At 74.5% G+C, this 17185-nt stretch carries 16 protein-coding genes; 12 read left to right on the plus strand and 4 right to left on the minus strand.

Translation table 11 applies throughout. From position 1 onward, the window contains the following. The first annotated feature begins 79 nt into the window (after positions 1 to 79). The 6 genes from ABZ783_RS06930 (at position 80) to npdG (ending at position 4967) form a co-directional block, all read left to right on the plus strand. Complete coding sequence (locus ABZ783_RS06930; protein ID WP_073833702.1) at positions 80 to 409, plus strand: PadR family transcriptional regulator; 330 nt, start codon at positions 80 to 82, stop codon at positions 407 to 409. Continuing rightward, a complete protein-coding gene (locus tag ABZ783_RS06935; protein WP_357434932.1) occupies positions 403 to 1368 on the plus strand; it encodes a hypothetical protein in 966 nt (321 codons plus the stop codon). Before ABZ783_RS06930 ends, ABZ783_RS06935 begins: the two co-directional genes overlap by 7 nt. Before the next feature lie 195 nt (positions 1369 to 1563). Beyond that, on the plus strand, positions 1564 to 1767 hold the full coding sequence (locus tag ABZ783_RS06940; protein WP_073833768.1) for a hypothetical protein: 204 nt from the start codon (positions 1564 to 1566) through the stop codon (positions 1765 to 1767). A 76-nt stretch (positions 1768 to 1843) separates the two neighbouring features. After that, positions 1844 to 2542: a histone gene (locus ABZ783_RS06945; protein WP_357434933.1), complete on the plus strand. Its 699-nt coding sequence runs from the start codon at positions 1844 to 1846 to the stop codon at positions 2540 to 2542. Positions 2543 to 2728: 186 nt separating this feature from the next. Continuing rightward, the gene (locus tag ABZ783_RS06950; protein ID WP_357434934.1) at positions 2729 to 4186 is read left to right on the plus strand and encodes an RNB domain-containing ribonuclease; all 1458 of its coding nucleotides are present in this window, start codon (positions 2729 to 2731) and stop codon (positions 4184 to 4186) included. An 82-nt stretch (positions 4187 to 4268) separates the two neighbouring features. Next, complete coding sequence (npdG, locus tag ABZ783_RS06955) at positions 4269 to 4967, plus strand: NADPH-dependent F420 reductase (RefSeq protein WP_357434935.1); 699 nt, start codon at positions 4269 to 4271, stop codon at positions 4965 to 4967. Between the two features lie 63 nt (positions 4968 to 5030). Here npdG and panB read toward each other — a convergent pair whose 3' ends face one another. Together panB and ABZ783_RS06965 are read right to left on the minus strand one after the other, a co-directional pair. Then, positions 5031 to 5876, minus strand: a complete 846-nt coding sequence (gene panB / locus ABZ783_RS06960; RefSeq protein WP_073833697.1) for a 3-methyl-2-oxobutanoate hydroxymethyltransferase — start codon at positions 5874 to 5876, stop codon at positions 5031 to 5033. A gap of 173 nt (positions 5877 to 6049) precedes the next feature. After that, entirely contained in the window at positions 6050 to 7810 is a 1761-nt protein-coding gene (locus ABZ783_RS06965) for an NAD+ synthase (protein WP_357434936.1), read from the minus strand. 210 nt (positions 7811 to 8020) lie between these two features. Here ABZ783_RS06965 and glnA point away from each other — a divergent pair, with 210 nt between their 5' ends. The 3 genes from glnA to ABZ783_RS06980 all read left to right on the plus strand — a co-directional run bounded on the left by glnA (position 8021) and on the right by ABZ783_RS06980 (position 10558). Continuing rightward, positions 8021 to 9370 (plus strand): type I glutamate--ammonia ligase, encoded by a 1350-nt coding sequence (gene glnA, locus ABZ783_RS06970; RefSeq protein WP_357434937.1) that lies wholly within the window; start codon positions 8021 to 8023, stop codon positions 9368 to 9370. A gap of 31 nt (positions 9371 to 9401) precedes the next feature. After that, entirely contained in the window at positions 9402 to 10094 is a 693-nt protein-coding gene (locus ABZ783_RS06975) for a YafY family protein (RefSeq protein ID WP_357434938.1), read from the plus strand. Between the two features lie 95 nt (positions 10095 to 10189). Then, a complete protein-coding gene (locus tag ABZ783_RS06980; RefSeq protein WP_357434939.1) occupies positions 10190 to 10558 on the plus strand; it encodes a VOC family protein in 369 nt (122 codons plus the stop codon). 95 nt (positions 10559 to 10653) lie between these two features. Here ABZ783_RS06980 and ABZ783_RS06985 read toward each other — a convergent pair whose 3' ends face one another. Further along, complete coding sequence (locus ABZ783_RS06985; protein WP_357434940.1) at positions 10654 to 11130, minus strand: hypothetical protein; 477 nt, start codon at positions 11128 to 11130, stop codon at positions 10654 to 10656. A gap of 181 nt (positions 11131 to 11311) precedes the next feature. Between ABZ783_RS06985 and ABZ783_RS06990 the strand changes: the two genes are divergently transcribed. Beyond that, the gene (locus ABZ783_RS06990) at positions 11312 to 12196 is read left to right on the plus strand and encodes a virginiamycin B lyase (protein WP_357434941.1); all 885 of its coding nucleotides are present in this window, start codon (positions 11312 to 11314) and stop codon (positions 12194 to 12196) included. Between the two features lie 19 nt (positions 12197 to 12215). Here the strand turns inward: ABZ783_RS06990 and ABZ783_RS06995 are convergent, their stop codons facing one another. Next, a complete protein-coding gene (locus ABZ783_RS06995; protein WP_357434942.1) occupies positions 12216 to 13148 on the minus strand; it encodes an LD-carboxypeptidase in 933 nt (310 codons plus the stop codon). A gap of 71 nt (positions 13149 to 13219) precedes the next feature. Here ABZ783_RS06995 and ABZ783_RS07000 point away from each other — a divergent pair, with 71 nt between their 5' ends. Then, positions 13220 to 13987, plus strand: coding sequence for a type 1 glutamine amidotransferase (locus tag ABZ783_RS07000; RefSeq protein ID WP_357434943.1), 768 nt, complete (start codon positions 13220 to 13222; stop codon positions 13985 to 13987). Between the two features lies 1 nt (position 13988). Next, positions 13989 to 17015, plus strand: a complete 3027-nt coding sequence (locus tag ABZ783_RS07005) for a bifunctional [glutamine synthetase] adenylyltransferase/[glutamine synthetase]-adenylyl-L-tyrosine phosphorylase (RefSeq protein ID WP_357434944.1) — start codon at positions 13989 to 13991, stop codon at positions 17013 to 17015. Positions 17016 to 17185 lie beyond the last annotated feature (170 nt).

Here is a 17185-nt window from a genome sequence, read left to right on the forward strand (position 1 = left end):
CCGGCCGGGCCGCCGTCCATCCACTTTGGCGTCCGTGCTGCCCTCGCACCCTATGTAGAAATCCGATACAGTGCCGACCATGCGGATGACGATTCCGGTGGCGAAGGTGCTCGCCGCACTCCTCGCCGACCCGGAGGCCCCCCGCTACGGCCTCGACCTGATGAAGCTCACCGGCCTGCCCAGCGGCACCCTCTATCCCGTCCTGCACCGGCTCCAGGCGGCCGGCTGGCTCGCCGCCGACTGGGAGGAGGTCGATCCGGTCGCGGCCGGTCGGCCCGCGCGCCGCTACTACCTGCTCACCCCCGAGGGCGTACGCGCCGCCCGGCAGGCGCTCGCCGAGCTGCGGGCCCTCGCCCCGGACGGCCGGGCGTGGGGTGGCGCCGAGCCGACGGGAGCCCCGGCGTGGTGAGCCGGCGGCTGGCCGAGTTCCTGCTGCGGTCGGCGGTGCGCCGCTGGCCGGCGGAACTCCACGACGAACTGTCCCGGGAATGGCAGGCCGAGCTGCACGTGCTGGCCGAGCGCGGCCAGCGGTGGCGGATGCTGCGCTTCGCCGCCAGCCTGGCCGCCAGCCGGGCCGGCACGCCGGTGGTCGACCGGACCCGGTTCGACTCCCAGGCCCGCCGGACGGCCGCCACCCTGCTGCTGGCCCCGCCGGCCTGCCTGGCGATCCTGATGATCGCGGTGGTCGGGTCCGGGGCGCTGGTCGGCTCGCTCTTCGGGGTGGTGGACGCGAACCTGTCGCAGGTGCCCGTGCTGAGCGCCCTCACCGCCGGGCTCGCGGTGCTGCTGGCCCGTCGGGTCGGCCGGGGCGCCGCGCGTACCGCCCTGCGTGGACCGCTGCGTCGGGCGCTCGGCGTGATGCTGCCCCTGGGCCTCACCGTCGTCGCCGTCGAGTACGCGCTGAACACCACCACCGACGACCTGATCCGTACCGCACCCGGTCTGGTGGTGTGGCTGGCCGGCCTGGCGCTGGTGCTCTGGGCCGCCGGGACGCTCGCCAGGCGGGGACGGGTCCGGGCCGCCTGGTGGTTGGGGGTGCTGGCCGCGCTGGCCGTCGCCGACGCGGCGGTGGTGCTCACCGTGGTCAACCACATCCCCGGCGGTCCGGGGACGGTCGTCGACGGGGTGGCGCAGTACGACAGCGTCAACCGGGTCTCCGCGCCGCTGTGGCTCTTCACCTGCTGGACCGACTGGTCATTCGGGCTGCCCCGCCCGACGCAGTGGGAGATCTTCCTGATCGGTGACCTGGTCGAGCTGCAACCCTTCCTCTACCTGGCCTGCACCCCGTACGCGCTGGCGTACGTCATCGGCGCGGCCCGGCCGGCCGACCCGGTGGCCGTGCCGGCGCCGGTGTCTTCGCCCGCCTGAGCGGACCCGGCCAGGTCGCTCCCTGCGCCTGGCGGACCACGAGCGTGACCGAATCCTGGCTGAGCGGGAGTGGAATCGTGTGCGACTTCGCCCGTTTGGTCCCGCGGCGGCCGGAGCACGTCTACTGTGGAGGTCATCAGGACTATTTGCGGCGTTCCGGTGGCGGCCGGGCACTTCGCGGTGCACAGTGATCGCATGAGCGACGACGGAAGTGGTGGGCACTACTACTGGTGCACGCGACACCACCGGGTCGAGACCGATGCCGACGTGTGCCCCGCGAAGCACGTTCTCGGACCGTACGCCTCAGCCGCCGACGCGGAGAACGCCCTGCAGACGGTGCGGGAGCGGAACGAAGCGTGGGACGCCGAGGACGCCCGTTGGGCCGGGGAGGGCAGCTAGACGGCGCGGGACGGCCCGCGTCGAGGTGATCCGTGCTCCGCGAGGGCGAGAGCACGTCCCCAAGGAGGGAACCGAGATGGCCGAAGCACAGCAGGCCACCACCCGCCCGGCCGCCAGACGTACGAGCGCGAAGAAGACCACCGCAGCCAGGCGTACCGTGGGCACGGCCACGGCCAGGACGGCGACGGTCACCAAGGCGTCCGCCAACGCCTCGGGTGCGGGCGCCGGCCGGGTGCCGGCGAAGAAGGCGGTCGCGAAGAAGGCGGCCGCCAGGAAGGCCGTGTCGGCGGCGCGGAAGGCACCCGCGAAGAAGGCGCCGGCCACCAGGACCACCGCCAAGAAGGCGCCCGCGAAGAAGGCCACCACGGCGAAGAAGACGGTGGCCGCGAAGAAGGCCACCGCGGCGAAGCGGGCTCCGGCGAAGAAGGCGCCCGCGAAGAAGGCCGTGGCGGCGAAGCGGGCGCCGGCGAAGAAGACCACGGCCGCGAAGAAGACCACCGCCCGCAAGGTCACCGCGACCACGGCCCGGAAGGCCGGCGCCGCGCCGAAGAAGACGGCGGCCGCCAAGAAGGTCACCGCGGCGAAGAAGGCTCCGGCGAAGAAGACCACGGCCACCCGTCCCGCCGCAGGCAAGACCGCGGTGAAGAAGGCGCCCGCGAAGAAGGCCACCACGGCGAAGAAGACCGTGGCGGCGAAGAAGGCGCCGGCCAAGAAGACCACGGCCGCCCGGAAGACCACCGCCCGCAAGGCGCCCGCGCGGAAGGCCACCGCCTGACGTCGCGGCGCCGTCGGTCTCCGGCAACGCCAGTTCGGCTGGCGGCCACAATTCGGCCTCCGCGCCGCCGGGCGGCGGCGCTCCGGACCGGATGAGGGCCGGTCTGACGCCGCGCCGGGACCAGAAGCCATTGCTGGCGCCTCGGTCGGTGGGCGGATCACCCGCCGCACTGTCAGGATTGACCGCGTGGTGATCCGACGCGTACTCGCGCCCCGCATCGACTTCGGCGCGCTGCGCCGTGAGCTGGGACTGCCCGAGGGCTTCCCGGCCGCGGCGCAGCGCGAGGCCGACGAGGCGGCCGCTGCGCCGCTGCCGGCCGTCGCCGACCGGACCGACATCCCGTTCGTGACGGTCGACCCGGCGACCTCGCGCGACCTCGACCAGGCGATGCACCTCGCCCGCCGCCCCGGTGGCGGTTTCCGGGTCCGGTACGCCATCGCCGACGTGGCCACCCACGTACGCCCCGGTGGCGCGCTGGAGGCGGAGACCTGGCGCCGCGGGCAGACCGTCTACCTGCCCGACGGCAACGTGCCGCTGCACCCGCACACCCTCAGCGAGGGGGCGGCCAGCCTGCTGCCCGACGCCGACCGGGCGGCGGTGCTCTGGACCATCGACCTCGACGCTGACGGCGGCATGGTCGGCGTGGTGGTGGAACGCGCCCGGGTCCGCAGCCGGGCCAAGCTCGACTACGTCGGCGTGCAGCTCGCCGCCGACGCCGGCCGGCTGCCCGAGCCGATCGCCCTGCTGCCCGAGATCGGTGCCCTGCTCACCGCCCGTGGGCTGCGCCGGGGCGCGGTCAACCTGCCCCTGCCCGAGCAGGACGTCGAGCCGGACGGCGACGGCTGGCGGCTGGTGCTGCGCGGGCCCGGCCCGATGGAGGACCACAACGCGCAGATCTCGCTGCTGACCGGGATGGCCGCCGCCGACATCATGCTCGCCGGCCGGATCGGACTGCTGCGGACGATGCCCGCGCCGAAGCCGGAGGCGGTCGACCGGCTGCGGCTGGCCGCCGGCCCGCTGGGCGTCCGCTGGCCGGCGGGGATGTCGGTGGGCGAGGTGCTCGCCGGACTGGACGCCTCCCAACCCCGGGCGGCCGCCTTCATCGACCAGGCGGCCGAGCTGATGCGCGGGGCCGCGTACACCGCCTTCGCCGGGGAGTTGCCCGAGCAGCCGGCGCACGGCGGGGTGGCCGCCGCGTACGCCCACGTCACGGCGCCGCTGCGCCGGCTCGCCGACCGGTACGCGACCGAGGTCTGCCTGGCCCTGCACGAGGGCCGGGAGGTGCCCGACTGGGCCCGCGCCGCGCTGCCGAAGCTGCCCGAGGTGATGGCGACCACCGACCGGGTGGCATCGGCGGCCACCCGGGGCGCGATCGAGCTGGCCGAGGCGGTGCTGCTGGAGCACCGGGTGGGGGAGACCTTCGAGGCGGCGGTGCTGGACGTGGACGAGCCCCGGCCGGCCACCGACCCGCCCCGGCAGGCCGGCAACGGCCGGCCCGGTCGACCGCCCGGCGGCACGGTGGCGCTGGACGAGCCGCCGGTCCGCGCCCGCTGCGTCGGCCAACTGCCGCTCGGCGAGCGCGTCCCGGTCCGCCTGGTCAGCGCCGACCCCACCCACCGCAAGGTCCTCTTCGAACGCGCCTGACCCACCGACTCGGCCGGGCCAGCGGGGATTGTCACAGCCGTGTACGGTGCTGCCCGCTGGCACGGTTTGCGAGGATGATCGCATGGCATACGACGCGAGCACGCTGCCCGATGTCTCCGGGCTGACCGTCGGCATCATCGGTGGCACCGGCGACCAGGGGCGGGGTCTCGCCTACCGGTTCGCGCGGGCCGGGCAGACCGTCCTGATCGGGTCCCGCTCCGCCGACCGGGCGGCGCAGGCCGCCGCCGAGATCGCCGCCCTGCCCGGCGTACCGGCCGACGGCGTGGTGTCCGGCGCGGACAACGACGAGGTGGCCCGCCGCAGCGACGTGGTGATCATCGCGGTGCCGTGGGACGGGCACGCCGCCATCGTCGCCGCTCTGGCTGGTGCCCTCGTCGACAAGATCGTGATCGACTGTGTCAACCCGCTCGGCTTCGACAAGCAGGGCCCGTACGCCCTCGCCGTCGAGGAGGGCAGCGCCGTGCAGCAGGCCGCCCGGCTGCTGCCCGAGTCCCGAGTCTGCGCCGCGTTCAACCATGTCAGCGCGCCGCTGCTGGCCGACCCGGAGATCGACCGGATCGACCTGGACGTGCTGATCTGCACCGAGGACCGCGAGCTGGTCGGGGTCGTCGCCGCGCTCGCCGCCCGGATCCCCGGCATGCGGGGCATCTACGCCGGCCGGCTGCGCAACGCCCACCAGATCGAGGCGTTCACCGCGAACCTGATCGCGATCAACAAGCGCTACAAGGCGCACGCCGGCATCCGGGTCACCGACCTCTGAACCGCGGCCGCCGTACCGGGCAGTGCGGGCGGTGCGGCCCGGAAGCCGCACCGCCCGACCTGCTCAGAAGGTGTGCTCGGCGGCGGGGAACTGCCCGTCGCGTACCTCATCGGCGTACCGCCGGGTGGCGTCGGTCAGCGCACCGGCCAGGTCGGCGTAGCGCTTGACGAAACGCGGCGCCTTGCCGGTACGCAGCCCGGCCATGTCCTGCCAGACCAGCACCTGTGCGTCGGTGTCCGGGCCGGCACCGATGCCCACGGTCGGGATCCGCAGCTCGGCGGTGATCCGCTTGGCCACCTCACCCGGCACCATCTCCAGCACCACCGCGAACGCGCCCGCCTCGGCGACCGCCCGGGCGTCGGCGATCACCTCCTCGGCGGTGTCGCCGCGGCCCTGCACCCGGTAGCCGCCCAGCGTGTGCTCGCTCTGCGGGGTGAAGCCGATGTGCGCCATCACCGGGATGCCGGCGCCGACGATCGCCTCGATCTGCGCGGCGCAGCGCCGACCGCCCTCCAGCTTCACCGCGTGGCAGCCGCCCTCCTTCATGAACCGCACCGCGGTCCGCAGCGCCTGCGTCGGCCCCTCCTCGTACGAGCCGAAGGGCAGGTCGCCGACGATGAGCGAGTGCTTCGTCGCCCGGACCACCGCCCGGACCAGGGGCAGCAGCTCCTCTGCGGTCACCGGCAGGGTGGTCTCGTAGCCGAAGACGTTGTTCGCCGCCGAGTCGCCGACCAGCAGCACCGGAATCCCCGCCTGGTCGAAGATCGAGGCGGTGTACTGGTCGTACGAGGTGAGCATCGCCCACCGCTCGCCGCGCTCCTTGGCGGCGATCAGGTCGCGGGTACGGACCCGCCGGGTGGCCGGCCCGCCGTACAGGGCGGTCACCTCGGCCGGGGTGGACTCCACCATGACTCTCTCCTTCCTCGAGGCCGCGTTCGCGGTCCCCGGGCTCTGCCGCGATCGTCGCACCGGACGACCGGGCGGCGGCAGGGCGGAGTGGAGGATGTCACTTCCCGGCCCGACGTACCGGGCAGGCTCAGCCCCCTCGGGAGGGAAGTCGGCAGCCCGGCGGGCGGGCCCGCTCAGCCGTGCTCGCGCCAGCGGTTCGTGATCGGCAGCCGGCGGTCCCGCCCGAACGCCTTGTGCGAGATCTTCGTGCCGGGCGCGGACTGCCGGCGCTTGTACTCGGCGGTATCCACCATCCGCAGCACCTTGTCCACCACCGCGGGATTGTGGCCCGACGCGATCAGCCCGTCCCGGCCCAGGTCGCCGTCGACATAGCCGATCAGGATCGGGTCGAGCACGTCGTAGTCGGGCAGGGTGTCGCTGTCCAGCTGGCCGGGGCTCAGCTCGGCCGACGGGGGCTTGCCGATCGAGCTCTCCGGGATCGGCGGGGTCTCGCCCCGGCGCTCGGCGTCCGCGTTGCGCCACCTCGCCAGCCGCCAGATCAGCGTCTTCCAGACGTCCTTGACCGGGTTGTAGCCGCCCACCGAGTCGCCGTAGAGGGTGGAGTAGCCGACCGCCAGCTCGCTCTTGTTGCCGGTGGTGAGGACCAGATGGCCCTCCTGGTTCGACAGCGCCATGAGGACCACCCCGCGGACCCGGGCCTGGAGGTTCTCCACGGCCACCCCGGAGAGCGACATGTTGGCCAGGAAAGCGTCCACCATGGGCTGGATCGGCTCGATCCGGTAGTCCAGGCCGGTCCGCTTGGCCAGGTCCTCCGCGTCGGCCCGGGAGTGCTCGGAGGAGTGCTGGCTGGGCAGCGAGACGCCGACCACCCGGTCCGGCCCGAGCGCGTCCACCGCGATGGCGGCCGACACCGCCGAGTCGATCCCGCCGGAGAGGCCCAGCACCACCGACGGGAACCGGTTCTTGTTGACGTAGTCGCGCAGGCCCAGCACCAGCGCCTGCCACACCTCGGCCTCGTCGGCGACCGGCTCGATGATCCCGCCGACCGCGGCCTCGCCGCTGGCGGCCGGCGGGAGGCTGTCGCTGACCCTGGTGTGGACCACCCGCATCCCGCCGAGTTGCTGGTCGCCGCCGACCGGCTCCTGCGCCGCCGCCAGATCCACGTCGTGCACCAGCAGGTGCTCGACGAACTGCGGCGCCCGGGCGAGCAGCGTGCCGTCCGCGCCGACGATCATCGAGTCGCCGTCGTAGACCAGCTCGTCCTGGCCGCCGACCATGTTCACGTACGCGACGGTGGCGCCGGCCTCGGCGGCCCGGCGGCGGACCAGCGGCAGCCGGACGTCGTCCTTGTTCAGCTCGTACGGCGAGCCGTTGATGTTGACCACCAGCCCGACGCCGGCCTGCCGGGCCACCGCGAACGGGCCACCGGCCTGCCAGAGGTCCTCGCAGATGGTCAGCCCGACGTCCACCCCGCCGATCCGGACCACCTCGAGCGTGTTGCCCGGGACGAAGTACCGGTCCTCGTCGAAGACGCCGTAGTTGGGCAGGTGGTGCTTGAAGTACGTGGCCACGATCGCGCCCCGGTGCAGCAGCGCGGAGGCGTTGCGGGCGCCCCGGCCCGGCTGGGCGTCGCCGCTGACCTGGGGCGGGCCGTCCGCGTCCAGGTAGCCGACCACGACCGGCAGGTCGCCGAGCCCGTCGGCGGCCAGGTCGGCGGAGAGCTGCCGCAGTGCGGCCTGGGAAGCGGCGACGAAGGAGCGGCGGAAGACGAGGTCCTCGACCGGGTAGCCGGTCAGCATCAGCTCCGGGAAGAGCGTGAGCTGGGCGCCGGCGTCGGCGGCCTTGCGGGTCCAGGCGCGGATCAGGTCGGCGTTGCCGGCGAGGTCGCCGACGGTCGGATTGACCTGACACAGGGCGAGACGCAAGGTGGGCATGTCCCTCATCTTGCCCCAGCGGGGCGGGCCCAACCCGGCCGGACGCGGGAGACGCCGGCCACGCTCCCACCCCCGCCGACGGCGACGGGACACGGCGGGACAGCCCCGGGGTGGTCGCGTAACGTCGGCGTAACCAGGCCGGTGGAGACTGGGCGGTCAGGGTCGGGCCGGCCGGACCGGCGCCGGACGTACGTGTCACGAGGGGTGGAAGTGGACCGTCAGCAGGAGTTCGTCCTCCGTACGCTGGAAGAGCGGGACATCCGGTTCGTCCGGCTGTGGTTCACCGACGTGCTCGGCACGCTCAAGAGCGTGTCAGTGGCCCCGGCGGAGCTGGAGGCGGCCTTCGACGAAGGCATCGGATTCGACGGCTCGGCCATCGAGGGCTTCGCCCGGGTCTTCGAGTCCGACATGGTCGCCATGCCCGACCCGACCACCTTCCAGGTCTTCCCCTTCGAGGGCGGGGTGAGCGGCGAGAGCGCCCGGATGTTCTGCGACATCCTGCTCCCCGACGGCAGCCCGTCCTGGGCCGACCCGCGGCACGTGCTGCGCCGGGCGCTCTCCCGGGCCGCCGAGAAGGGCTTCACCTTCTACACCCACCCGGAGATCGAGTTCTTCCTGCTGGAGGACGGCGCCAACGACGGCTCGGTGCCGACCCCGGTGGACACCGGCGGCTACTTCGAGCACACCACCCACGCGGTGGCCCGGGACTTCCGCCGGCAGGCCGTGCTGGCGCTGGAGCGGATCGGCATCTCGGTGGAGTTCAGCCACCATGAGGTGGCCCCCGGCCAGCAGGAGATCGACCTGCGCTACGCCGACGCGCTGACCACCGCCGACAACATCATGACCTTCCGGCACGTGGTGAAGGAGGTGGCGCTCTCCACCGGCGTGCAGGCCAGCTTCATGCCGAAGCCGTTCACCGACCAGCCGGGCAGCGGCATGCACACCCACCTGTCGCTGTTCGAGGGGGAGCGCAACGCGTTCCACGACGCCGGCGACCCGATGAAGCTCTCCAAGGTGGCCAAGTCGTTCATCGCCGGGCTGCTCACCCACGCCCGGGAATACACCGCGGTGACCAACCAGTGGGTCAACTCCTACAAGCGGCTCTTCCCGCAGGCGCTGCCGGACCGGATCACCGAGAGCCCGGCGTACGTCTGCTGGGGTCACCTGAACCGGTCCGCGCTGGTCCGGGTGCCCGCGTACGGCAAGCCGAACTCGGCCCGGGTGGAGGTGCGCTCGCTGGACTCGGCGGCCAACCCGTACCTGGCGTTCGCGGTGATGCTCGGCGCCGGTCTCAAGGGGATCGAGGAGGGCTACGAGCTGCCCCCGGGCGCGGAGGACGACGTCTGGTCGCTGAGCAGCGCCGAGCGCCGCGCCATGGGCTACGAGGCGCTGCCGGAGAACCTCGCCGAGGCGATCGACGTGATGGCCGGTTCGGAGCTGGTCGCCGAGGTGCTCGGCGAGCACGTCTTCGACTTCTTCCTGCGCAACAAGCGGGCCGAGTGGGAGCAGTACCGCCGCGAGGTCACCCCGTACGAGCGGCAGCGCTACCTGTCGCTCTGACGGTGTCGTACCCCGGGCATAGCTTCGCGGGGTGAACCGGACCGACCGTCTCTACGCGTTGGTGGAGGAGTTGCGGGCGGTGTCGCCGCGCCCGCGCAGCGCCAGCTGGCTGGCCCGGCGCTTCGAGGTCAGCGCCCGGACCATCGAGCGGGACATCGCCGCGCTGCAGGGCGCCGGGGTGCCGATCTGGGCCGAGCCCGGCCGCACCGGCGGCTACGTGGTGGACCGGGCGCGCACCCTGCCGCCGGTCAACCTGACCCCGGGCGAGGCGGTCGCGATGGCCGTCGCGCTGCACCGGCTGGCCGGCACGCCGTTCGCCCCGGCCGCCGGCGCGGCGCTGCGCAAGCTGGTCGCGGTGATGCCGCCCGCCGACGCCGCCGAGGCGCACCGGCTGGCCGGCCGGGTGCATCTGATCGGCGACGGGCCGGCCACCCCCGTCCCGGCCTCCGTCGCCGACGCGGTCACCGCCCGCCGCGTGCTCCGCCTCCGGTACGCGGACCGCGCCGGTGCGGACTCGGTGCGCGACGTGGAGCCGCTGGGCTACCTCGGCAGCCCCCGGCACTGGTACCTGGTCGCCTGGTGCCGGCTGCGCGACGGGTTGCGCTGCTTCCGCACCGACCGGATCGTCTCGGTGCACCCGCTGGCGGAGCCGGTGACCCGGGAGTTGCACCCCGGCGACCTCGACATCCCGCACGAGCGGGTCCGCCCGCTCAGTCTGGTGTGAGACCGGAAAACACCGACAGGACGCTGTCGCGGACGGGGGTGAGGCTGCTTCCTGACGACGCCGGCCGACGGGCCGGCACGACGACGGGAGGCAGCATGTCCAGCACGCCCATCACCTGGTTCGAGATCGGTTCCGACCGCCCCGACGAGGTCCAGCGCTTCTACACGGACCTGTTCGGCTGGACCTTCGACGAGCAGGGGGCGCCGGGCGCGTCGTACCGGGTGACGACGGCCGGCGGGGAGCAGGGAATCGGCGGCGCGATCCGGGGCACGGGCGGCGACTCGCCGAACTACGCGATCTTCTACGCCGAGGTGGCGGACGTGGCGGAGACCTGCCGCCGGGCCGAGGCGGCCGGCGGGAAGGTGGTGGTGCCGCTGCGGACCGCGCCGAGCGGGCTGACCCTCGCGCACCTGCTCGACCCCTCCGGGAACCACCTCGGCGTGTTCACCCCACCTGCCGGGTGATCGGGCCGGGGTGGCGCGGGATCGGCGATGTGGCGGCATCCCCGGACCGGGATGCCGCCACATCGGCGAGGTGCAGTCGGTCAGCGTGACGGGCCTTAGCGGCCGTTACCCCAGCCGCCGCGGTGGCCGCCGCCGCCCGGGCCCGGGAAGACACCGGCCTCGACCGCCTTCAGCACCGCGTCGGCCTGCTCCTGGGTGAGCTTGCCGTCCTTGACGGCCTGGTCCAGCCGCTCCTTCAGCTGCGCCTGTCGCTCCTGCTGCCACGCCTGTCGGTCCTCGGTCGACGGCCGCTCCGGGCGGTCGCCCTGGTGCTGCTCGCGGATCTTCTCCAGCGCCGCGGTGACCTTGTCGGTCGACACGCCCAGTTCCTTGGCGAGGGCGTCGGCGAACTCGGCCTGCCGGTCGGCCCGCTGCTGCTTGCGGTCGGTGCCCTGATCGGCGTTGGCGCTGGCGCTCGGGCTCGGGCTCTTGTCGTCGGCGAGCGCCACCGTGGGGGCGGCGATCCCGACGCCGAGCACCCCGGCGGCGGCCAGGCCGGCCAGTACGTGCTTCCTCGACATCTTGCGGATCATGCGGTTCTCCAGTTCGGTGGTGGTGCGTTGACGTGACCGAGAGTGACGGGCGGAGCTGGGGGGAACCCATGGTGAGCCTGTCAACGCGCTGAAAATCCGGTTTCGAAGTGCGGGCAAACCGGTTGCGAGGGGCACGGTGAGGCCGGAAGGGTAGGCCGGTCCGCGACGAGAGGTGACCCGCATGACCAGCCCCGCAATCCGCGAAATCGCCCTCACCGGCCCGGGCTCCGGGCCGTACGCGATCACGACCGGCCCGGATGGCGCGCTCTGGCTGACGCTGGCCGGGACGGGCGGGGTGGCTCGGCTCGGGCGGGACGGCTCGGTCCGTACCTACCGCACCGACCCGGCGGAGAGCCGGCCGCTGATCATCACCACCGGGCCCGACGGCGCCCTCTGGTATACCCGCTCCGGCGATCATCGGCTCGGCCGGATCACCGTCGAGGGCGACGTCAGCTCTGTGGCGCTGCCGCCGGGGACCGGCCCCTGCGGCCTCGCCGTCGGCCCCGATGACGCCCTCTGGTACGCGGGCATGGGCAACGACACGATCGGCCGGGTCACCGCCGACGGGTCGGTGACGACGTTTCCGCTGCCGGTGACCGGCGGCTTTCCGTCGATGCTGGCCGTCGGCCCCGACGACGCCCTCTGGTTCACCCTCAACCAGGCGAACGCGATCGGCCGGATCGACCTCGACGGCGAGGTGACCCTGCACGGGCTGCCCACCGAGGCGGCGGGGCCGGTGGGCATCACCCTCGGCGGCGACGGGGCGCTCTGGTTCGTCGAGATCGCCGCCGGTCAGCTCGGCCGGATCACCCCCGACGGCCGGGTCGAGGAACACCCGCTGCCGGACCGGGCCGCCCGGCCCCACGCGATCGTCGCCGACCCGGCCGGCGGCTGCTGGTTCACCGAGTGGGGCGCGAACCGGATCGGCCACGTCGACGCCGCCGGCCGGATCACCGCCCACGACCTACCCACCCCGGGATCGGAACCTCACGGCCTCACGGTCACCCGCGACGGGACGGTCTGGGTCGCGCTGGAGATCGGCGCGGTAGCCCACCTGACCCCCTGACCCGGGGCTGGGGTGGGGATCAGTGGACGGCGGGGGAGGCCGTGAGGGTGCCGGCGGTGGCGTCGAGGATGGCGGGGGTGCCGACGGGGACGGTGAGCTGGCCGACGCCGTGACCGATCGGGAGGCCGCCGAGGACGGGCACGCCGAGGTCGCCCAGGCGTTCGGCGAGCACGTCGACGATCGTGGTGTCCCAGCCGTCCGCGCACTCGGTGAACTGGCCGACCGCGACCCCGGCGATCCCGGCCAGGGCGCCGCAGCGGCGCAGGTGGGTGAGCATCCGGTCGACCTTGTACGGCGGCTCCTGCACCTCCTCGATCAGCAGCACCGCCCCGGTCAGGTCCGGCATGTCCGGGGTGCCGATCGACGCGGTGATCAGGCAGAGGTTGCCGCCGAGCAGGCGCCCCTCCGCCCGGCCGGGCACCCGGACCGGGTACGTCTCCTCCTCCCGCACCGCCTCGACGGTCACCGGCCCGGTGGTCATCAGCGCGGCGTGCAGCGACTCCGCCGAGCGAAGCGGGGTGCGGTCGTCCAGCCACGCCGCCCCCGGGCCGTGCACGCCGGCCAGCCGGGCGCCCCGCCAGAGCGCGAACTGCAGCGCGGTGATGTCGGAGAAGCCGGCCACCACCTTCGGGTCCCGGCGCACCGCGGCCATGTCGATCAGGTCGACCACCCGCTGCGCGCCGTAGCCGCCCCGGGTGCAGATCACCCCGCGTACCTCCGGGTCGGCGAAGGCGGCGTTCAGGTCGGCGGCCCGCAGTTCGTCGCCGCCGGCCAGGTAGCCCTGCCGGGCGTACGCGTTGGGTGCCAGTACCGGGCGCAGCCCCCAGCCGGTGAGCAGTTCGATGCCGCGGGCCACCCGTTCCGGGCGGGTCGGGCCGGAGGGCGACACCAGCATCACGGTGTCGCCGGCACGCAGGACCGGCGGGCGCAGGCAGTGTTCGTCGGTGGGCACGACGGCAGCCTAGTGAGCGCCCCGCCGAGCCGTGCCGGCCCTGGTCGGTAGCACCGGCTAGCCTCGACGTCGTGGCGACCGCGCTGGTGATCGAGAACGACCCGACCGACGACCTCCGCCGACTGGGGGAGTGGCTCCTTGAGGGGGGCCTCGACCTGCGGGTGCTGCGCCCGCACGCGGGCGACGAGCTCCCCGCCGACCTCGACGGGTACGCCGCGCTGGTGGTGCTCGGTGGGGAGCAGCAGGCGTACCCGCTGCCCGACGGCAGCCCCGGCGCGCCCTGGTTCCCGGCGCTGGAGGGGCTGCTGCGCAAGGCGGTCCGGCACCGCGTACCCACCCTCGGTGTCTGCCTCGGCGCGCAACTGCTGGCCGCCGCGCACGCCGGGCAGGTCGAGCGGAGCCCGTCCGGGCCGGAGGTCGGGCCGGCCGTGGTCGGCAAGCGGGACGCCGCCGACACCGACCCGCTCTTCCGGTACGTGCCGCTGATGCCGGACGTGTTCCAGTGGCACTCTGACGAGATCACCGAGCTGCCGCACGGGGCCACCCTGCTCGCCGCCTCCACCCGCTACCCGCACCAGGCGTTCCGGCTCGGCGACCGGGCCTGGGGGCTGCAGTTCCACATCGAGTGCGACACCGCGATGATCGCCGACTGGGCCCGCGACTCGACGCTCCTGGCGGAGCTGGGCTACGACCCGGAGCTGGTGGTGGCCGCCTGCGACCGGGTGATGGCCGACGTCGAGGAGGTCTGGCAGCCGTTCGCCGTCCGGTTCGCCGCCCTCGCCCTCGGCGAGCTGGACGACAGCGCGCCGCGCCGCAGCCTGCCGCTGCTCGGGCACTGACATGACCCGACCGACCAGGGGGCGCCTCGCCCGGTACGGCTTCGCCGAGGGCGACGGCCGGGCGCGGGCGGCCGACCTGCTCGGCCCGGACGGCCTGGGACTGTGGCGGCCGGACACCCAGGAGCCCACCGACGAGCGGGCCGCCGAGCTGCTGGCCGGCCTCTCCCGGGCGGCCGACCCGGACCTGGCCCTGCGCCAGCTGCACCGCCTCGTCGAGGCGGAGTGGCGGGCCAGCGGCAAGCCGGCTGTGCTCGACGCCCTGTACGCCGACCCGGGGCTGCGCCGCCGGCTGACCGCCGTGCTGGGGGCCTCGTCGGCGCTCGGCGACCACCTGGTGGCCAATCCGGAGCAGTGGACCGTGCTGGCCACCGAGCCGGACGGGCTCGCACCCACCGCCGAGGGCCGGCTCGACCTGGCCACCGCCGCCCGGCTGACCGCCGCCACCGGCCCGGTGCCGGTGCTGCGGCAGGCGTACCGGCTGGCGCTGCTGCGGATCGCGGCCGCCGACCTGACCGGCGGACGCGGCCTGGAGCAGACGATGGCGGCGCTCTCCGCGCTCGCCGACGCCACCCTCGCGGCTGCCTACCAGATCGCCGTCGACGAGCTGCCGGGCGGGACGCCCCGGCCCCGGCTGGCCGTGGTGGCGATGGGCAAGGCCGGCGGCGACGAGCTGAACTACGTCTCGGATGTGGACGTCATCTTCGTGGCGGCCGAGGACGACGACCTGACCGCCGCCACCCAGGTCGCCACCCGGCTGATCCAGGTCTGCGGGCTGGTCGCCTGGCCGGTTGACGCCGCGCTGCGCCCAGAGGGCAACCGGGGCCCGCTGGTGCGTACCCTCGCCAGCCACCTGGCCTACTACCGGCGCTGGGCCCGGACCTGGGAATTCCAGGCCCTGCTCAAGGCCCGGCCGGCGGCCGGCGACCTGGCGCTCGCCGGGGAGTGGATCGACCAGCTCGCGCCGCTGGTGTGGACCGCGGCGGAACGCCCCGAGGCGGTCGAGGACGTCCGCGCGATGCGTCGCCGGATCATCGAGAACGTCCCGCCGAAGGAGTTGGAACGCGAGATCAAGCGGGGGCCGGGCGGGCTGCGCGACATCGAGTTCGCGGTCCAGCTGCTCCAGCTCGTGCACGGCCGGGGCGACGAGTCGCTGCGGGTGCCGGGCACCATCCCGGCGTTGCGCGCCCTGGTCGCCGGCGGCTACGTCGGCCGGGCCGACGGGGAGGCGCTGCTGCGCGGCTACCGCTTCCTGCGCGGCGTCGAGCACCGGCTCCAGCTCCAGCACCTGCGCCGCACCCACACCGTGCCTACCGAGCCCGCCGCGCTGCGCTGGCTGGCCGCCGCCCTCGGCCACCAGGCCACGCCGGGCCGCAGCGCCGTCGAGGAGTTCCGCGCCGAGTGGGTCACCCACGCCACCGAGGTACGCCGGCTGCACGCGAAGCTGCTGTACCGACCGCTGCTGGAGTCGGTGGCCCGGGTGCCGGCCGACGGGCTACGGCTGACCCCGGAGGCGGCCCGGCACCGACTGGAGATCCTCGGGTTCGCCGACCCGGCCGGGGCGCTGCGCCACCTCCAGGCCCTCACCGGTGGGGTCAGCCGCACCGCCGCCATCCAGCGCACCCTGCTGCCGGTGCTGCTCAGCGAGTTCGCCGACGCGCCGGAGCCGGACCGGGGGCTGCTCAACTACCGGCAGGTCTCCGACAAGCTCGGCAGCACGCCCTGGTACCTGCGGCTGCTGCGCGACGAGGGGCCGGTGGCCCGCCGCCTGGCCCGGGTCCTCGCGCTGTCCCGGTACGCCGCCGACCTGCTGGCCCGCGAGCCGGAGGCGCTGCGGCTGCTGGCCGAGGACAGCGAGCTGACGCCACGGCCCCGGGAGGTGCTCTGCGAGGGCTTCGCCGCGGCGGCGGGGCGGCACGACGACCCGGTCGAGGCCGCGCGGGCGGTCCGTGCGCTGCGCCGCCGGGAGCTGCTCCGACTCGCCTGCGCCGACCTGCTCAGCCGGGCGGGCACGCTCACCCCGCGCCCGCCGCGGGCCGCCGAGGCCGGGGTACGCCCCGCGTCCAGCCTCGCCGATGTCCGCGCGGTCGGCACCGCGCTCGCCGACGTCACCGACGCCACCCTGGCCGCCGCGCTGCGGGCCGCCCGGGCCGCCCAGCCGGCGCCGCCCGGGCTGCGTTTCGCCGTGGTCGGCATGGGCCGGCTCGGCGGGTACGAGTCGAACTACCTCTCCGACGCCGACGTCCTCTTCGTCTACGACCCGCCGCCCGGCGTGGACGAGGGCGCGGCCAGCGCCGCCGCCCACGCCATCGCCGAGGAGCTGCGCCGGCTGCTCTCCGCGCCGGCTCCCGACCCGCCGCTCGGCGTCGACGCCGACCTGCGCCCGGAGGGCCGGCAGGGACCGCTGGTCCGCAGCCTCGCCGCGTACGCCCAGTACTACGCCCGCTGGTCGAAGGTGTGGGAGGCGCAGGCGCTGCTGCGGGCCCGGTTCGTCTGCGGCGACGCCGACCTCGGCGCCGAGTTCGAGGCGATGATCGATCCGGTGCGGTACCCGGCCGACGGGCTGACCCGCGAGCAGGTGGTGGAGATCCGCCGGATCAAGGCCCGGGTGGAGACCGAGCGGCTGCCCCGGGGCGCCGACCCGGCCACCCACACCAAGCTGGGCCGGGGCGGGCTCGCCGACGTCGAGTGGGCGGTGCAGTTGCTTCAGCTCCGGCACGCCGGCCGGCTGCCCGCGCTGCGCGGCACCCGTACCCTCGACGCCCTGGCCGCGGCCCGGGCCGCCGGGCTAGTCGACCCGGACGACGCGGCGGAGCTGGCCGCCGGCTGGACGCTCGCGGCGCAGGTCCGCAACGCGCTGATGCTGGTCCGCGGGCGGGCCGGGGACCAGCTCCCGCGGCACGGGTTGGAGCTGGCCGGGGTGGTGCGCCTGCTCGGCCGGGACGACCCCGGCGAGTTCCTCGACGAGTACCTGCGCGTCGGCCGCCGCTCGCGCGCCGCCATGCAGCGGGTGCTGGACACCCCGGCCTGACGCCATGGACTGCGGGCCGTCGGTGGCGCGGGTCGCCGAGGGAGACGGCCGTGCCGCCGTGCCGTAGGCGAGGCGATGGTCAGGTGCGGCACGCTTTCGAGCCAAAGGCGTCGCTACGTTACTCGGGGCAGACCGACCCTCCACGCGCCTACGAACTTGATGACGTGGAT

This window comes from Micromonospora sp. NPDC047738 (assembly GCF_040642675.1).
In the GTDB taxonomy this organism is placed as follows: domain Bacteria; phylum Actinomycetota; class Actinomycetes; order Mycobacteriales; family Micromonosporaceae; genus Micromonospora.